The following is a 19348-nucleotide window of genomic DNA, read 5'->3' as shown; positions in this document are numbered from 1 at the left end:
AGAGCAATATTTAACGGATCAGTGTTCACTTATAATTTCCAGCTCGGTTTTAAAGGTCAGCATCTTATCTGCAAACAACACTAATCCTTCCTGATTTAGTCTTGGGGCATCTTCTTTATAATAGCGTTCCAAAGTTGCTTTACTATCGGTCATAAACTGCACAGAATACGTTATTCCGCCCATTTCTTCTTCTATCAACACCTTTACCATTCTTGCCCCGGAAAATTTACCTGTAGCAATCATTTCGGGAATATGTTTTTCATTTATCCATTTTAACCACTGGTTATGGATACTCGGATCAATACTGAAAGTTATATTATATACTATCATTTTATCTTTAGATGTTTCAAATTGTATTGTATTCTTTATTAACTATTCGTATCTCCTCTCAGCTGCCTGTACTTTCTTCTGGCATCAATAAAGTAAATACTGTCCTGATGATTAAAAAGTATCTTTTCATATAATGCTTTTGCTTTTTCCGGGTCTTTCAGATGATCGTTATAGATCTCCGCCGAAAAATAAAGGGCTTCATCAATATAAATTCCGTCACTGTGTTCATCAATAATTCTCTGATAATGACGTAATGCTTCGTCATAATTCCCTAATTTTTGCTGAATCTCTCCTATTTTCAACAACGTCTCATCTTCTATCTCTTCTCCTTTATGTTGTTGTAAAATTAATTCAAATTGTACTAATGCTAAAGCGGTTTTATTCTGATATAACAGATAATCTGCTTTTGCAAATTTTTTCAGAGCTACTTGAGTAGAATCGGCTACAGTATTATCATTGATCAAAAGATACAACTCCAGTGCATCATTCGCAATTAGTTGTGAAAAAGAAGCTTTTAATTCTTTCAGTTGTTTTTTTGCCCAGTCAAAATCTCCTTTAAAATAGCTTGTTTTGGCTACTTTCAGACTTGCTTCATGTCCAACAGCATCATTTTTCAGATCTTCTTCAATCTGAGAATAATAAATTAGTGCCTGATTAAATTTCTCTTCATACAGCAATATATCTGCCAACTCCATTTTGACATCAGCTACCTGATATTTATTCAGATTGAGATTCAGAGCATTCTTTAAAATCGCTTTTCCTTCCTCGGATTTATTCAAATTAAAGGTTACAAAATGTGCCTGTAATAATTGTAGCGATAAAGTATAAGAATTAATTCCAAACTGACTGATTAACTTTTCCAGTTCCATCGTAATAGCAATATTATCCTTTTCTTTTGCTTCTTCAATTCTCATTGAAATCAAAAAATAATGTGCCTGAATTTTCAGATCGATACTTTCTGTATTTTCTAATATATAGGTCAGAATTTCTTTTGCTGTTTCTTTTTCATCTTCTTCAATGGCTAATTGTGCCAGATTGACGATATTCGAGAAGGTTTTAGGATTACGTTTATAAATCGCTTTTTCCTGGATAAATGCTTTTTCATAATCTTTTTCCTGTACATAGTACCAACTCAGATAATTATTCCAGAAAATATCCTGGTTTTTCTGAGCTCTTAAAAGTAACGCTTTTCTGAGAGCGGTACTGAAAATAGCATCTACATCTTCACTCAGAAAACGGGAAAGCTGATTTTGAACGGCAATATTATTTTCGGGATAACGATAGGAATAATCCAGAAACTTACTAATCATCATATCCGTATTACCCTGCTGACCGTAAATCAGCCCCATCTGATAATCAAAATTAAAATTCGGATTAGATTCAAGAGCTAAAGCATAGGCTTTTAAAGCATAGTCCAGTAATACTTTGGATTCGAAAGAATAGGCGGTACTGTAAACAATATTCGGATTGGTTTTAATCGCTTCGAGCGCCAAATCATAATATTTCTGTGCTTTGCTTTGCTCTTTCTGTAACTGGAAATTATACCCCAGATCAACAAATAAAGCAGATTGCCTAAAGGTGTTTAATCGTTTCTGAATGGTTTGTTCTGCTTTGTCAAATTGTTGTAACTGCTGGTAGCATTCTACTACTTTAGGATAAATATTTGAACTATAATTTACGCGATAAATCTCCTCATAAATCGTCAGTGCTTTTTGAAATTCTCCTTTATCGAAATAATCTTTGGCTAACTGTTCGCTCTGCCCAAAAACAAGCATCGAAAAAAACAGAGTAAAAAATAGAAAAACAGTCTTCATCCTTGAACATTTTCTCAAAGTTACAGAAACTTTTAATAGCCTGCTAACCCATAATGTAATGTATTGGTCAGCAGACTATTTATATTATAAATCAATGGTGATCTTTTAATTGATGATATCAAAACCTGTATATGGTCTTAACACTTCCGGAATAATAATCCCTTCTGGTGTCTGGTAATTTTCAAGAATTCCGGCAAGAACTCTTGGAAGTGCTAATGAACTTCCATTCAATGTATGTGCTAACTGATTTTTACCGTCTTTATCTCTGAAACGCAATTTCAGACGATTAGACTGGAACGTTTCAAAATTAGAAACAGAACTAATTTCTAACCAACGATCCTGCGCTGTAGAAAATACTTCAAAATCATAGGTCAGAGCGGACGTAAAGCCCATATCTCCGCCACATAAACGTAAAATTCTGTACGGCAATTTCAGCTCCTCGAGAATTCCTTTTACATGTTCTACCATTCCGTCCAGTGCAGCATAAGAATTATCGGGATGCTCTACTCGTACAATCTCTACTTTATCGAACTGGTGTAAACGGTTCAGACCTCTTACATGTGCTCCGTAAGAACCTGCTTCTCTACGGAAACAAGGTGTATATCCTGTATATTTTACGGGTAATTCACTTTCCTGTAAAATAACATCTCTGAATAGATTGGTAACCGGAACCTCAGCAGTAGGGATCAGATACAAATCATCTACTCCCACGTGATACATCTGCCCTTCTTTATCCGGCAGTTGTCCTGTTCCGTAGCCTGAAGCTTCGTTCACTAAATATGGCACCTGCATTTCGGTATAACCTGCTGCAGTATTTTTATCCAAAAAATAAGAGATCAACGCTCTTTGCAAACGGGCTCCTTTTCCTTTATAAACAGGGAAACCTGCTCCTGTGATCTTGGTTCCCAATTCGAAATCTATAATATCATATTTTTTCACCAAATCCCAGTGTGGTTGAGCCCCTTCGTGTAATAGGGGAATGGTTCCGGCAGAAAACACTTCTAAATTCTCTTCGGGTGTTTTTCCTTCGGGAACAATATCAGCCGGTAAATTAGGTAAAGTATATAATTTCTGAGTCAGTTCATCAGAAACAGTTTGTAAGGTTTCTGCTAACTCTTTGGTTTTTTCTTTAGACTGAGCGGTTTTTTCTTTTAGAATTTCTGCTTTTGCCTTTTCACCACTCTTCATTAATTTGCCTATATCTCTGGATAGCTTGTTCGATTCTGCCAAAATGGTATCTAATTCAACTTGTGTTGCTCTGCGTTTTTCATCAAGTAATACGATTTCTTTCACAATAACGCTGACATCCATGTTTCTTTTTGCCAGTGTTTTGATGACCTTCTCCTGGTTTTCTCTAATAAATGCTATCTGTAACATATTTTCTAATAATTTATAAAGTGAGCAAATTTAACGAATTGTTTTCAGAATTCCGTTTAGGGTGTAAAATGTTATTTGTAAAAAGTAAAATGTGAGGTTCGCAGGAGTAATTGATAGACAATTAATAATTTCTTGCAGAATTATTTTTCTTTCTGACACTCGTGAATATTTTTAACCGCAATGCACGCAAAAGGTTATTTCTCACAAAGATGCAGAGACGCAAAGCTATTTGAATACTGAGAACTGAATTACTGAATACTTTAACGTCTTTCTTCTTGTCTCTTTCTTCTTTTTTCTAAATACTACTCGATTGCCTTCATTTTTGCAACCAGAAAACTAATACAGAATCCGAATATTGCGATACAGGCAAATGAAACTCTTAAATTCGTCAACTCTGCAATATATCCTATAAACGGAGGGCCTAACAAAAACCCTAAGAAACTCACACTGGAAACGGTTGTCAGTGCAACACTTGGCGGTACAGATTTATTTTTACCGGCAAGACTGTATACAATAGGGACTACTGTGGAAACACCTAAACCAACCATCATAAAGGCAATTGTGGAAGATATCAAATAAGGAAAAAAGACCGAAATCAACAATCCTGTAGAAATCAGAACCCCACTTATCTGCATTAATCGTGTTCTTCCGATACGAACAATTAATTTATCTCCCAGAAAACGACCGGAAGCCATCATAATCATAAAAGAGAGGAATCCTAAAATAACAAGTGCTTCTTCTGCCAGAACCACTTTTTTAAAATAAACACCACTCCAATCAAACATTGCTCCTTCACTAGCCATACTGCAAAAACCAATAATACCTAACTGCATTAACATACTGTCTGGTTTAGAGAAACGTTTTTTCTTCTGAACAACGGTTGATACAACTGTTTTTACTTTGGTAAGAAATTTATAGTTCAGTAACACCAGACCCCAGACTATAACTGCCATAATCCAAAAATGGACATAAGGTGTTACTTTCAGATACATCATTAAAAAACCAAACAAGGCTCCTGTGAAACCGGCAATACTCCAGACCCCGTGAAAGGAGGACATAATGGGCCTTCCAAATAATTCTTCGGCATAAACTCCCTGTGTATTAACGGCTATATTGGATAAATTACTACACAATCCGAACAGCATCAGAAAAATAGCTAAATGCCATGCTTCTGTCGCCAGTCCGAGATTCGTTAAGGAAAAAGCATAAAAGGACAATGCCAGTACTACTATGGTATGGCTTCCAAATTTTGCAATTAATTTCCCTGAAAAAGGCATGGTTATCAATTGTCCTAACGGTAATGCAAATAAAATAGTCCCCAAATCTCCTTCATCTAAATGTAACATTGTCTGAAGATCAGGAATACGGCTTGCCCAGGTGGAAAAACACAGACCCTGGCCAAAAAAGAATGCTGCCACCGCCAGTCGGACACGATTTTTATTATACGGATTTCTTACGGATGCATCGGAAATCGCAGCATTAGTCCCGGAACCGGAACTTCTATTTAATTCTTCTGTATTTGGGTTCATTAACTTCTAATTCTAAAGTAAAGCAGTTTATTTTGTATTCTGAATTTCGACACAAAACTACTACTTATTGTAAAATGAGAGAAGTAAAATGTAAAAAGTTTTCAGTATCCAGTTGTTGTAATATCCGGTAATCACATTTTACATCTTACCTCTCACAAATAACATGTAAAACTACCATGCACTTGCCTGATCCAGTAAACTTATTCCCTTAGCATCAAGATGTAACTGAGGCGCCTGAATCATAGCATCTAACTGCTTTAAACTAGTCGCACTCACAATAGGTGCAGTAACGGAAGGACGGGCAATTAACCATGCCAGAGCAACTGTTGCAGGTGTGCTGTTATACTGTTTTGCAACCTGATCCAACGCATCGAGTATTTTCAGCCCTCTTGCATCAAGATATTTTTTCACTCCTTCTCCTCTTGCACTTTTTGAAACATCTACTTCGGAACGGTATTTTCCAGTCAGAAAACCACTGGCAAGGGAATAATAGTTAATAACACCCAGTTTATTATCTAAACAGACCTTTTCCAGTTCTTTTTCAAAAACTTCTCTTTCATACAGGTTATAATGCGGCTGAAAGGTTTGATATACCGGTAAATTTTTTGCTTTGGCAATTTCCAGTGATTGTTTTAATCTTTCGGGAGAATAATTAGAGGCTCCTATCCAGCGTATTTTCCCTTCTTTAATTAACTGCGCATAAGCTTCAAGAGTTTCTTCAATCGGTGTATTAACATCGTCATAATGAGATTGATACAAATCAACATAATCAGTCTGTAGTCTTTGTAATGAATCTTCTATCGACTGAATAATATATTTTTTAGTCAGTCCTTTTTTACCACCACCCATATCGGCTCCTACTTTTGTAGTAATAATCAATTCTTCACGATTTTTACGTTCTTTCATCCAGTTTCCGATTATCTTTTCGGATTCTCCACCTTTATTTCCGGGTACCCATACAGAATAAACATCTGCTGTATCAATAAAATTAAACCCTGCTCTGGTAAAAGCATCTAGTATTTCAAAAGATTGTTTCTGATCAATCGTCCAGCCAAAAACGTTCCCTCCAAAAGTAATAGGCTGTACATATAAATCTGAATCTCCTAATTGTCTTTTTTTCATTTTATTATATTTTTAAAATTATTTGATAACCTAAAACATATTATGTTTAATACCTTTTTTAAAATCTACTAAATAAAAAAACACGTTAAAACACGTTTTTACCAGTGTCAATCAATGAAATTATTCTGTTTTCATTATTACTTTTTTCAGATGCTTCAATTATTTTCATCGTCTGTATTCCTTCAGATGCTGTAACGGGAACTTCTTTATCCTCCGTGATCGCCTGATACATCAAATCATAATACTCATAATAATTTCCGGAAAGAGTGGGAATATTCTCTTTCAGAATATCTCCATCTGTTTCGGTATGTAGTATTCCTTCAAGATGTTTCGGTTCTTTGCCCCATTCTGGCAAATTCAGTTTTTTACCCGCTTTCAGATCGTCTTCCTGTACATCTCCTCTCTTCTTTAACAACGAACCCTTTTTTCCATGAAAAACATAGGACGGAATAGGTTCTCTGGCAAAAAAAGTTGCCTTTAATCGTACTCGAAAAGAAGGATAATACAACAATAAATCAAAATAATCCGCTACTTCTGTATGCCGTCTGGTTTTTCGCAAATCAGCAAAAACAGCTTCGGGCATACCAAACAAACATAAAGCCTGATCAATAATATGGGAACCTAAATCCATTATGATTCCCGCCCCGGCATTCTTCGTTTCTTTATGTTGCTTAGGACTTAATAATGGATTAAAACGATCAAAATGAATTTCACCCTCTACAATATCACCCAGCAGCTTTTGAGAAAGAATATTCTTGACGGTTTTAAAATCACTGTCCCAACGACGATTCTGATATATGGACAACTTTACTTTTTGCTGTTCTGCAATTGTCTTCAACTCTTCTGCTTCTGCAACTGTAGTGGTGAATGCTTTTTCTACTATAACATGTTTACCAGCTAGTAATGCCTGTTTTGCATATTGATAATGTGTTTCGATTGGTGTATTAACCACTACCAAATCTACTTTATCCTGAAGTAAATCAGATAGCATAGGATAACTTTTCACACCGGGATAATCCTGCTGAATCTTTTTTTTACTTCTTTCCCAACTTCCGATTAATTCAAAACCGGGATGCTGCTCTATAAACGGAGCATGAAATACTTTACCGGACATACCGTAAGAAAGTAAAGCTGTTTTTATTTTTTGCATTTGTTTTTTGTTTAACCGCGAAGAGCGCAAAGACTTACGCTAGGTTCGCAAAGGTTTTATTTGTTTCTCGCAAAGTCACAAAGGTTTTGAAATACCATATTGCGAATATCATAACCGTTTTTAAATTAACTTAGCTCTCTCATACTGGCTTGGCCATATAATATCTTCTTTCAGTTCCTGTGCTGCGGTTAAAGGAAACTGGGGGTCTCTCAATGATTCTCTTGCAATCAGGATTAGATCGGCTTTCCCTTTTTCAAGGATCTCTTCTGCTTGTTTTGCTTCTGTAATCAGACCTACTGCTCCTGTTAGTATTTCCGCTTCTTTTTTAATACGCTCTGCAAAAGGCACCTGATAATTCGATTGTATCGGAATTTTCTGATAGGACACTAATCCACCTGATGAAGTATCAATCAAATCTATTCCTTCTTTTTTAAGAATCTTTGCTAATTTTACAGAATTATCTGCATTCCATCCTCCGTCTGCCCAGTCTGTAGCAGAAATTCTGACAAACAAAGGATACTTATTTGGCCATACTTTTTTAACCTCATGTACTGTTTCTAAAAGTAAACGAATCCTATTATCAAAACCTCCTCCATATTCATCTGTTCTTTTATTACTTAAAGGAGACAAAAACTGATGTAACAGGTATCCATGTGCGGCATGAATTTCCAGTACTTTATAACCTGCCTTTACCGCTCTTTCTGCAGCTGATTTAAAATCATGTAAAAATTTTACAATTTCTTCTTTTTCCATAGCAACCGGTACCGCATCGCCTTCATGAAAAGGAATGGCACTCGGAGCAACAGTTTCCCATCCGCCATCTTCTTCGGATAACATTTTTCTGTCTTTCCATGGAACATCATAACTCGCTTTTCGACCGGCATGTGCCAGTTGAATCCCAGGAACAGCTCCTTGCTGTTCGATAAAAGTGGTAATTCTTTTATATTCTGTAATCTGCTCGTCGTTCCACAAACCTAAATCTGCCGGAGAAATCCTTCCCTCGGGAGAAACAGCAGTTGCTTCTTGTATGATTAGTCCCGCTCCGCCAATTGCCCTGCTTCCAAGATGTACCAAATGCCAATCGTTCGCAAATCCGTCTACTGCGCTATACTGACACATAGGCGAGATCACAATCCTGTTTTTAATGATTATATCTTTTATCTGAATCGGAGTAAATAATTTTGATGCCATAACTATTGGTTTAAAATAACTGATTTATAATTCGTAAACTCTTCTGTTTCTGTACTTTTCTATATTAAAAAAAAGTGAAATAAGAATTGTACAAGTTAGGCATTCTGTTAAAATATCAGACAATCCTGTTTGATAATTAAACGTTAAGAAGTGAAATCGATTACACTATATTTTCTAAAACCACCCTTATACAAACATCATCACTTCATCTCACATCTTATAAAAATATTTCTCTTCTAACATATTAACAAACATTTAAAACGTTCTGACAAAATATAGTCGGATATATTAAAACAGAAAACCTTACTTTTGTGCGTTTATTTAATTGAATCTAAATTTTAAAAATGGAAATAGTTATCAAACTTGGTCAATTTTTCTTGAGTTTATCCTTATTGATCATCCTTCATGAATTGGGGCATTTTATTCCTGCAAAACTTTTTAAAACCAGAGTTGAAAAATTCTACTTGTTTTTTGATGTTAAGTTCTCTCTTTTCAAAAAGAAAATTGGAGAAACAGTATATGGTATCGGATGGCTCCCTCTGGGTGGTTATGTGAAAATATCAGGAATGATCGATGAAAGTATGGATAAAGAACAAATGGCTCAACCACCACAACCATGGGAATTCCGCTCTAAACCAACCTGGCAGCGATTGATTATCATGCTGGGTGGGGTAACAGTCAATTTTATTCTTGCTTTTATCATCTATATTGGAATGGCATATGCTTATGGTGATGTCTATCTAAAAAACAGTGAACTAAAAGACGGTATTGAAGTGACAAGTGCTGTTGGAGAACAGATTGGTCTGAAAACTGGTGATAAGATCCTTGAGATAGACGGTGAAAAGATCGAAAAATTCAATGATATTGTTGTTAAAATGCTGTTTGCTAAACATATTGTTATTGAAAGAAACGGAGCAGAACAAAAGATTGATCTGCCTGTTGATTTTATTGATAAATTAATGGACGGTAAAAGAGAACCTTTTATCGGTCTTAGACAACCTTTTACTGTGGCTGCTGTTGCTGACTCTTCTGCCAACAAAGATCTACTTCTTCCAAAGGATATTATTAAAAGCATCGACGGACAAGCAACAAAATATGCAGATCAGGTACGTGCTATCGTTAAAGATAAAAAAGGACAATCCATAAATGCGATTGTACTCAGAGATGAAAAAGAAGTTCCTGTAACCTTATCGGTTGATAAAGAAGGTAAATTAGGAATTTATCAGGGTGGATTAGGTATGGTAAGCCTTGAAAAGCTGGGAGTCTACAAATTCAGCAAACAGGAATATACTTTTGCGGAAGCTATTCCTGCAGGTATTATAAAAGGAAAAGATCAGGTATTAAGCTACGGTCAGCAATTAAAAGCCATCTTTAACCCAAAAACAGGTGCTTATAAAGGCGTAGGAGGCTTTAAAGCGATCTTTGACATTTTCCCGGAACAATGGGTGTGGCAAAATTTCTGGAGCATTACAGCGCTTCTGTCGATTATGCTTGGTGTAATGAACTTATTACCAATTCCTGCTCTTGACGGAGGTCATGTTATGTTTTTATTATATGAAATGATTACAGGCAGAAAACCAAGTGACAAATTCTTAGAATATGCACAAATGGTTGGTTTTGTTTTACTTATAGCATTGTTGCTTTTTGCTAACGGTAATGACATCTATCGGGCGATAATGGGCAAGTAAAAAAAATTGAAAAATTTTTATCTTTTTATTTGGAAGAATCAAAATTAGCCCTATATTTGCACCGCTTTACAAGGCAATATGCCTTCCTCCTTAGCTCAGTTGGTTAGAGCATCTGACTGTTAATCAGAGGGTCCTTGGTTCGAGCCCAAGAGGGGGAGCAACAAAAGAAAAAGACGATCAGAAATGGTCGTCTTTTTTTATGCACCATAGTTTTACTTTTCACATATCATTTTATATATATTTGTTTGAATAAAGTCTAATATAGATTTTACAGAACATAAACAATTACATAAAACCATAATAAAATGAAATGGGAAACTTATCACACAAAGACTATTACTGAAAAATACGTTTATAGATATTTAACTATTGAAAAACTAATAGACTTTCTTGATACAAATAGTATATTTTTAGCAAGACTTGACACATTTGAAGATAATTTAGAAAATATTGAACCTTACGATATAAATGAATTAACATCCCTATCCTTATCAAAACCTGAAGATGCGAATCCTGAAATTTCTGATTCTAAATGGAATGAAATAATAGAAAATAGCAAAAAACGATTTAAAGAAATTAAAAGCTATCTAATTAAAAAACAAAAAAAACGATTTGTAAGTTGTTGGATTTTGAATGATGCTGAATCCTTTGGGATGTGGGATACTTATGGGAAATCTGGTTTTGTAATAAGATTCGAAAGGGAGTGTTTTCAAAAAATTATTAAAGACACGAAAGATCTACAAAATGAACCTACAAATAAAATTAACCTATTAGTTGTAGGTAAAGTTTTCTATCAAAATTTTGAAAAAATGATGGACAACGAAAAGAAATCATTAATGAAATTTTCCGCTTTTAGAAAACACTTATCTTTCAAACATGAATAAGAATATAGAATAGTTGGATTTACAAATGAAATTGGAAATGAGACAGGATTAAGATTCAAACTACCAAATATTGAAACTCTAGATTTTGAAATATTTGCAAACCCAAGATTATCCTCTTTTCAATTCAATCAATACAAAAAAATAATAGATAAATATTCAGAAAAACATATATTAAAAGAATCAGAATTAAAAAATTGGCTTGAATTTAGAAATTTAAACCATTAAAACACTTACAACAACATTAGCTCACAACATTATAAAAAAGGATTTTTTGTTTAAAACAGTTTCAACAGACTATTCTGATCTGATAGTCTCAGACAATTAACAGAAATCAATAATAAGCTCATATCTCACATTCCTCCCCGCTTCTTTTTGAATAAGAATCTTTTTCTCTGCTAAATCCTGTAAATCTCGTGTTGCTGTAGCTCTGGAAGTTTTGGTAACAGACATATATTTTTTAGATGTCATTCCTCCTTCAAAACCTTGTGATCCGAAATCAAACATTTTCAACAAAACTTTAAGCTGTCTTTCATTAATAAGGTGCTTCTGTTTATCAAAGAATTTTGCTTTATTTAAAGTAAGCTGAATCGTTAATTTTGCGGCTTTCTGCGCTTCAAAAATCACTGAAGAGAAATAATAAATCCAATCTGTAATTTCCAAAGTTCTTTGTGCTTGTTTCAACTTTTGATAATAGAGTTTTTTATTCTTTTCAATAGTACTTGAGAGGCTCATTAATACAGGTCTGTTCAAAGATTGAGAAAGGTATTTTTCAGCAATAGCCCTTCCAATTCTGCCCAATCAGGAAATTGCCAATTGTATTTCATGAGGCAATTAATTAAAATAATCACCTCAGATATAATGATTTTCTGAGGCAATTAGAGATTTTAATCTTTACACAATTAAATAGAAAAACTATTTGATTCTTTTTTATATAACAAAATCCCTCATTAGCTATCCTTTTAAACAAATATTCAAAATCTATTTTTATAACAGGTTATTATATTTACGGGAATAAATCTCCACTAATTTAAAGCCTTTGGAGTAATAGTTCCCAGTTTCTTCTATATGCTGCATTAAATAATCAACGTAAATCCTTTGTAGAGACCGAAATAATACGAAAAAGGAATTCCTATTTATCTGATTTTCTAATTTCTTTATCAAAATCAGAAATTATTTTTTGTGTTTTATTAAAAAAATCATATTCTATTATTGCTTTTTTATTAGCTTGTATTTTGGATACTTTGCCTTTGCCTTCTAAAACTTTATAATCATTGAAATCCAAAAATTTATTAACACTTCTTGCTAACTGTTCCATCGTAAAAGTGTTTTCTCTCTCGATTAAACCTTCTATATAGTCAAAATAAGATGTTACTGTTCTCTCCAACTGTTTTATTTCCTTTTCTTCTAAATAATTTTTAGCAACTATAACATCCTGTTTTAGAATTCTACCATCAGGACTATTTTTCCATGTAATCAGACCCATATTCTTTTTTTGCTTATCAGCACTACTTTGTATAATTTCAGCTGCTGTTTTCCCTACAATAGCAAAATGGAATTTATTCTGAACCATCGCATAAAAATATTTTGTTACTTCTGCATTTTTATCATAGTCAATACAGCATTCTGCAAAAATATCCGTTACCTGCTGATAAATTCTTCTTTCACTAGCTCGTATAGAACGAACTCTTTGCAGTAACTCTTTAAATAATCTTTACCAAAAACAGCCTGACCTTGCTTTAATCTGTTATCATCAAGTACAAACCCCTTAATGATATACTCTTTTAAAATTGTAGTGGCCCATATTCTAAATTGGGTTGCTTTAGCCGAATTTACTCTATAACCAACAGAGATAATAGCATCTAGGTTATAAAATTTGGTATCATATATTTTACCATCTTCGGCAGTATGTTCCAAAATGGAACTAACTGAATTTTCTTCTAATTCTCCCGACTCAAAAATATTTAACAAATGTTTTGTAATAGCAGGTCTTTGTACACCAAACAACTCAGCAATAGTTTTTTGAGTTAACCACACCGATTCATTCTGAAGCAAAACATCAACTCGTATTTCTCCATTTGGTGCGGTGTATAAAATAAAATTTTTTTAAACTTTCTTCCATAATTTTCTATCTGTTCTCTTAATCCTATAATTACGGATCGCCGTTTTATGGACTAAAGTTAAGTCATTTTTATAAAAAAAGACGACCATTTCCGATCGTCTTTCTATATCCTAAATGATTTTAATTTATTCTTTACCTTTTTTAAACAGATATTCAAAATCTCTTTTTGCCGCTGGTTCTACAATATTGGCAGGGATAAATTTCCATTGATTTAAAGCCTTTGGAGTAACTGTTCCCAGTTTCTCTATATGTTGCATTAAATAATAACGTAAATCCTTTGTAGAAGCTGAAAGAATACGAGAAGGTAGTTGATCATGCGGTATCTTACTTCCGTTTGTAAAAAGATCTCCTCCTCCATTACCACGATAGGAGCTCATCGCTACTTTATATTTCTTTTTCAAATCAAAAGGTTTTCCATCAGCCATTTTTTCAATGGTCACTTTACTCCATCTTGGTTTCGTTACATCAACCGTATAAATAATCCCTGCTGCCGAGTCAAAGTTATAACTCGGATTCGCTAATTGCTCTTTTCCTGTTTTAGGATTGTTTTTAAATAATAGCAAATGATCATTAGCTGTTTTCATATGATTGGTCCAAATAAAATAAGACTGTTCTAAAAACCCTTTTATTTCTTCTCCTGTCAGCTCCATAGTATACAACATATTTTCATACTTATATAACTTAAACATATCACTTACGTATATATCTCCTGCTTTAATTTCTGTATTAAAAGAAAGAGGTGCGGCAAAAGAAATATCTGCTCCTGTAAGATCCAATTGCAATGTATGAATCAAATCAACAAATCCAGATGGTCCAAAATAAGCCGGCTGAGTTGAGATTGTTTCTGTAAAATTTCCAATCTTTTTAGAAACAAAATCTTTTACAGCGGTAAACTGAGGAGCAAAGGTTTTTATAAAATCAGCATCCGGCTCATAATTTTTCATATCTGTTAAATAGCCTTTTACATCTTTTGATTTTACTTTTCCCTTTTCTAAGATCAGCTTAATATCCACAGTCGCAACCACATCTCCATTGTTTGCCGGATTAATAACCAGGACAGAATCTCCATTGCTATTTTTAACGGTTCGGCTCTCCTGCAGGTGGTCATGTCCCATCATTACAATATCAAAACCGGGAACATTCTGCGCAATGGTTACACAAGCATTCTCTCTGTATTTATTTGCTACTACAGTGGGGGTTTGTCCAGCATGAAATACACCAACAATTACATCCGGTTTTTCTTTTGTTTTAATAATCTGCATATATTTCTCAGCAGTATCGATCATGTCTTCAAAAGATAATCCGGTCCATAAACTTTCCGGCAGCCAACTTGGTATTGCCGGAGTAATCATTCCCAATACCGCTACTTTTACTCCTTCTATATCAAATATCTGATAGGGCTTTAAATAGGTTTCTTTTGTTGCGGTACTGATAATATTTGCACCTAACACCGGAAATTTACATTCACTAATCCAACGGTCATAAACGGCATGTCCGGTTTCTACATCATGATTTCCCATTGTTCCTGCATTATATTTCATATAATTCATAATGTCTGCACAAAGATGTGTAGAAACGGTATCGATAAAATTATAATAATATGCTGTGGGCTGACCTTGCAGAATATCTCCGTTATCTAATAATAACAGATTATCTTTATATAGGGCTCTTTGTTCTTTAACAAAACTGCTTACACGGGAAAGACTTCCACTCCATGGCTTTTCGTCTATAAAATTATATGGAAAATAATTTCCATGAATATCACTGGTTTGTAGAATTTTAATATTTACTTCTTTCTTTTGGGCAAATATACTTATGCTGTAAAACAGCATCAAGTATGTAAAAATCTGGAATTGTTTCATTTTATATTATTTTTTAATGAGAAAATATAAAATTAAGAAAAACAGTTTTTAAACAATACTTTTTAAAGTAATAATTCAACAAAAAAGAGAGCTGATTTAAATCAGCTCTCTTTTTTGTTGAATTATTACTTCTGTTACTCTAAATCCTAATCTATAATCTCTATAGTTACTTTTAGAACCCCATGTAATTTATTTTTTGCTATATCAAAAAAAGCTTTTTTTGATAAATCTATCTCTCTTCCGGCAATAAAAGGACCTCTGTCGTTCACTTCTACAATTACCGATTTATTATTGGACTGATTCGTGATCTTCAGTTTTGTCCCAAAAGGCAGTTTTTTATGTGCTGCTGTATATTTGGAATTATTAAATTTTTTACCGCTAGCTGTTTTTCTTCCATTAAACTTATCTGCATAATAGGAAGCATGAGCGTCTTTTTTGTAAAACTTGAAATTCTCTTCTTTGACAACTGCAACCGAATCGGAATCTACTACTTTTTCTGCTTCTTTTATCAACTTTGATGATAAACAGGCAGACTGATCTGATTTACCTTCATAACTGTTAAAGGAAACTGTTATTGTAAATACTGCTAAAAGGAAAAAATATTTATACCGCATAATACCAACTTTCATAATTATCAATCTGTTACACAATTATTATGCCTAAAATAAAAAAGCCCTTTTGAAAGGGCTTCTACTATTTTTTGTTTAGAACCATACCTGCCATGGAATTCTGCTTAAGAACAAAATTAAAGCTATTCCGTAAAAGATAGAGATTAATTTAAACTTAATATGATCTGTAGATGCTTTTTTATGCTTAGACCATCCAATAGTAATCAGGGCAATACCTATAATCATTATTAACGGATGCTCTACAACATATAATCGTAAAGTAGCATCTTTCATAGTTATCCCCATACCTGCAGCTTTTGCTGAAGAAAGATAAGGAGACAAAAAATACATTACAATTCCAATCAATAACTGAATGTGTGAAAAAACTAATGCAAATAATGAAAGTTTGTAATCTTTACCTATAAATTTCTTTTTAGAACTAAAGCCCACTAACGCATTTACAAAAGCAATTACTAAAATAATTAAAACTAAATATGCCCATCCTGAATGGATCTCTTTAATTGTATTGTACATATATTTTATAAATTTATTGAAAACAAAAATAGGAATTAATAGTCAAATTCAAATCTGTTGTAATCTTACTACAACTCCAAAAGCTTAATTTAGAACCAATCTTAATAATAAAATAACCTTATTTACTGTAAAATAAGAAGTAATTTAAACATTTGAAACTGTTTTCCAATATAATTTTTCGAATAAAATCATTATATTTGTAACAATGAGAGAAAAAATAATTTTTATTTTTTGGATAAGTTTAATTAGTGTTATTGGTTTCATTAACGGCAATACGTCATCCCGATTCTCAAATGAAATCAGAAAAGAAGAAAACAAAATATTTTATTCTAAAACGAACCAACAAACCGTCTCATTCTGCTTTAAGAAAGGGCTAAATAAAGATAAAAAATCCGAGACTTCTGTTGATAATAATGAAACAAAACATACTTCAAAAATAAAAAAAACGTTCTCTGACTTTATAAAAAGGACAGTATCTTCTAAAAAAGAAAACGATCACTTATTTTTTATTCTAAAAGAGAATCTTCTTATCTGTAGATATGCTACTTTAAAACACAGATATACTGCTGTTTTTTTCAGTCCTATCGCTTTTTGGTAATCTGTATATTCTACTTTACAATTACCACCTATTATGAAATTCCATTTCATAATATTCTGTTTAATTAAAAAAATAATCCTACAATATGAATGAATTAGAAAACGCAACAACAATTTCTCAACATTTATATCCTCTGATCAGCGATCTGGGGTTAATATTAATGACAGCTGCTGTTGCAATTTTATTATTTAAAAAAATAAAACAACCTCTTGTTTTGGGGTATTTAGTAGCAGGATTCCTTGCAGGTCCTTATATTACCTTTTTTCCTTCTGTTAAGGAAATTCACAGTGTTGAAGTCTGGGCAGAAATAGGAGTTATCATCCTTTTGTTCAGTTTAGGTCTGGAATTTAGTTTCAAAAAACTAATGAAAGTCGGAGGAACATCATCAATAACAGCAATATTTCAGATTGTATTTATGCTTTTTCTAGGCTATTCAGTTGGACAACTGATGGGATGGAATATGATGGATAGTATATTCCTTGGAGCTATATTATCAATGTCTTCTACTACTATTATTTTAAGGGCTTTCGATGAATTGGGCGTAAAAGGAAAAAAATTCGCCGGTATTGTATTTGGCGCTCTGATCATTGAAGATATAGTAGCTATTTTATTGATGGTATTATTATCCACTATTGCAGTAAGCCAACAGTTTGCCGGTATTCAGTTAGTCGAATCTGTATTAAAGTTATTTTTCTTCTTAATACTATGGTTCATAGGTGGTATTTTCTTTATTCCGACCTTACTTAAAAAAGCAAAAAATCTCCTGACTGACGAAACTCTGCTTATAGTATCATTAGGGCTTTGCTTAATGATGGTTATATTGGCTACCATGGCTGGATTCTCTCCTGCTTTAGGAGCTTTTATTATGGGATCGATCATAGCGGAAACAACGAAAGCAGAAAGAATAGAACACATTATTAAACCGGTCAAAGATCTATTTGGAGCCGTTTTCTTTGTCTCTGTAGGTATGCTGATCAATCCCGCAACACTTATTGAATATGCCATCCCTGTTATTATACTAACCTTGGTTACTATTTTTGGTAAAACTTTCAGTACTACAGTAGGTGCATTACTTTCAGGGCAACCTCTTAAACAGTCTGTTCAGGCGGGAATGAGTTTAGCACAGATTGGAGAATTTTCTTTTATTATTGCTACACTAGGAATGACATTAGGGGTAACCAGTAAATTTTTATACCCAATCGTCGTGGCTATTTCAGCTATCACAACATTTACAACCCCTTTTATGATTAAGTCCTCTATACCTACTTATAATAAATTAGAAAAGATAATACCAAAACGATGGCAGAAAGCCATTACAAATTACAGTAATAATGCACAAGCAATTAAAACCACAAGTAACTGGCAGCGAGTAATAAAAGCAACTATAATTCAAATCATAGTGAACTCTGTAATTATTCTTGCAATTATCTTACTGGTTTCCAAATTCGCTGTTCCAATTGTAAGTCATATTCAATGGGGAAATATTATTATTACCATAGTTACTTTACTTGTTTTATCTCCTTTTTTATGGGCTTTATCACTAAGAAGAGTTGCTGGTAATGCCATTGACGAATTAAAAAAAGACAGAAAAAGCTATGGTCCGCTTATAATTCTATTATTATTAAAAGTCATATTAGCAATATTCTATATCGGTTTATTACTAAATTATTTCTTATCACCATTAATTGCCTTAATAGCTTTGTCTCTATTTATTATCTCTTTCATTTTATTTCCAAAAAAATTACAGTCATTGTATAATAAAATCGAAAATCACTTTCTTAAGAACTTTAATGACAGGGAAAGAGTAAAAGCATCCAATAACAAAAGTGAATTAACCCCATGGGATGGTCACATGACTAGTTTTGAGATTGCACAGGAATCCAATATATTAGGTAAAACACTGCAGGAATTAGGTGTAAGAGAAAAAATGGGAATTAACATTGCGATTATAAAACGAGGTGATATCACGATAAATATACCTAGCTGTAATGAGCAAATCTTCCCTGGAGATATTCTTTATGTAATTGGTAGTGATGAACAGGTAGAACAATTCAATAAATTCATTAATGAAAGTAATATTCCGGATTCAGACATAACAGCTACTGATATCGTATTAGAATATTTTACTCTTACAAATGAAGAGGTTATAGGGAAAAGCATTAAAGCTTCTCAAATCAAAGAAAAAACAAATGGACTTATTGTAGGTATTGAAAGGAATGGACAACGTTTTATTAATCCTGAATCCAATTTACTTCTGGAAAAAAATGATGTATTATGGGTTGTAGGAAATAAAAAAATGATAAAAGCACTTCTTTCAAAAGAATATTAATTTTAAACATCTAAAGTAAAAACAGGTTCGATTAAAATAATCTTAATCGAACCTGTTTTATTTATACTATAATTCTATATTTTAAATCGCTGTATTAAACGAAATATGTTTTTAGCTAGGGCTTTACTCATAACGACAAAAAACATCCTTTATGGGGATGTTTTTTGTTTTTCGGAAAGACATCCGCTCAAAACGCCTTTCCTAATCATCTTA

The 19348-nt window shown here is 33.2% G+C and carries 15 protein-coding genes, 1 tRNA gene and 1 pseudogene; 5 read left to right on the top strand and 12 right to left on the bottom strand.

Going from position 1 to position 19348, the window contains the following annotated elements; translation table 11 throughout:
• Positions 1-18 precede the first annotated feature (18 nt).
• From AC4FQX_RS14575 to namA, 7 genes are all read right to left on the bottom strand, one after another.
• On the bottom strand, positions 19-330 hold the full coding sequence (locus tag AC4FQX_RS14575) for a DUF4286 family protein (protein WP_491168452.1): 312 nt from the start codon (positions 328-330) through the stop codon (positions 19-21).
• A 38-nt stretch (positions 331-368) separates the two neighbouring features.
• Positions 369-2144, bottom strand: a complete 1776-nt coding sequence (locus tag AC4FQX_RS14570; protein WP_491168451.1) for a tetratricopeptide repeat protein — start codon at positions 2142-2144, stop codon at positions 369-371.
• 105 nt (positions 2145-2249) lie between these two features.
• Entirely contained in the window at positions 2250-3521 is a 1272-nt protein-coding gene (gene serS / locus AC4FQX_RS14565; RefSeq protein ID WP_491168450.1) for a serine--tRNA ligase, read from the bottom strand.
• A 302-nt stretch (positions 3522-3823) separates the two neighbouring features.
• Positions 3824-5050 (bottom strand): MFS transporter, encoded by a 1227-nt coding sequence (locus tag AC4FQX_RS14560; RefSeq protein WP_491168449.1) that lies wholly within the window; start codon positions 5048-5050, stop codon positions 3824-3826.
• A gap of 171 nt (positions 5051-5221) precedes the next feature.
• The gene (locus tag AC4FQX_RS14555) at positions 5222-6172 is read right to left on the bottom strand and encodes an aldo/keto reductase (protein ID WP_491168448.1); all 951 of its coding nucleotides are present in this window, start codon (positions 6170-6172) and stop codon (positions 5222-5224) included.
• An 85-nt stretch (positions 6173-6257) separates the two neighbouring features.
• Positions 6258-7322 carry a Gfo/Idh/MocA family oxidoreductase gene (locus AC4FQX_RS14550; protein WP_491168447.1) on the bottom strand — a complete coding sequence of 355 codons (1065 nt, stop codon included), beginning with the start codon at positions 7320-7322 and terminating at the stop codon, positions 6258-6260.
• Positions 7323-7442: 120 nt separating this feature from the next.
• Positions 7443-8513, bottom strand: a complete 1071-nt coding sequence (gene namA, locus AC4FQX_RS14545; RefSeq protein WP_491168446.1) for an NADPH dehydrogenase NamA — start codon at positions 8511-8513, stop codon at positions 7443-7445.
• 344 nt (positions 8514-8857) lie between these two features.
• On the opposite strand from namA, the gene rseP reads away from it, so the two are divergent.
• The 3 genes from rseP (at position 8858) to AC4FQX_RS14530 (ending at position 11085) form a co-directional block, all read left to right on the top strand.
• A complete protein-coding gene (rseP, locus tag AC4FQX_RS14540) occupies positions 8858-10201 on the top strand; it encodes an RIP metalloprotease RseP (protein ID WP_491168445.1) in 1344 nt (447 codons plus the stop codon).
• Between the two features lie 84 nt (positions 10202-10285).
• Positions 10286-10359 (top strand) — tRNA-Asn (locus AC4FQX_RS14535).
• A 147-nt stretch (positions 10360-10506) separates the two neighbouring features.
• Positions 10507-11085, top strand: a complete 579-nt coding sequence (locus tag AC4FQX_RS14530) for a DUF2971 domain-containing protein (protein WP_491168444.1) — start codon at positions 10507-10509, stop codon at positions 11083-11085.
• Positions 11086-11406: 321 nt separating this feature from the next.
• On the opposite strand, the gene AC4FQX_RS14525 is transcribed toward AC4FQX_RS14530, so the two are convergent.
• The 5 genes and pseudogenes from AC4FQX_RS14525 to AC4FQX_RS14505 form a co-directional block, all read right to left on the bottom strand.
• Positions 11407-11817 (bottom strand): Fic family protein, encoded by a 411-nt coding sequence (locus AC4FQX_RS14525; protein ID WP_491168443.1) that lies wholly within the window; start codon positions 11815-11817, stop codon positions 11407-11409.
• 397 nt (positions 11818-12214) lie between these two features.
• Positions 12215-13119, bottom strand: a pseudogene (locus tag AC4FQX_RS14520) (virulence RhuM family protein).
• Between the two features lie 210 nt (positions 13120-13329).
• A complete protein-coding gene (locus AC4FQX_RS14515) occupies positions 13330-15066 on the bottom strand; it encodes a bifunctional metallophosphatase/5'-nucleotidase (RefSeq protein WP_491168442.1) in 1737 nt (578 codons plus the stop codon).
• A gap of 146 nt (positions 15067-15212) precedes the next feature.
• Entirely contained in the window at positions 15213-15695 is a 483-nt protein-coding gene (locus AC4FQX_RS14510) for a septal ring lytic transglycosylase RlpA family protein (protein WP_491168441.1), read from the bottom strand.
• Positions 15696-15770: 75 nt separating this feature from the next.
• Complete coding sequence (locus tag AC4FQX_RS14505; RefSeq protein ID WP_491168440.1) at positions 15771-16208, bottom strand: hypothetical protein; 438 nt, start codon at positions 16206-16208, stop codon at positions 15771-15773.
• A 205-nt stretch (positions 16209-16413) separates the two neighbouring features.
• Between AC4FQX_RS14505 and AC4FQX_RS14500 the strand changes: the two genes are divergently transcribed.
• Positions 16414-16806 carry a hypothetical protein gene (locus AC4FQX_RS14500; protein ID WP_491168439.1) on the top strand — a complete coding sequence of 131 codons (393 nt, stop codon included), beginning with the start codon at positions 16414-16416 and terminating at the stop codon, positions 16804-16806.
• A gap of 85 nt (positions 16807-16891) precedes the next feature.
• Complete coding sequence (locus AC4FQX_RS14495) at positions 16892-19135, top strand: cation:proton antiporter (RefSeq protein WP_491168438.1); 2244 nt, start codon at positions 16892-16894, stop codon at positions 19133-19135.
• The last annotated feature ends 213 nt before the right edge of the window (positions 19136-19348 follow it).

The organism is Flavobacterium sp. AK-301, assembly GCF_058310215.1.
This window is presented reverse-complemented; position numbering and strand designations above follow the sequence as displayed.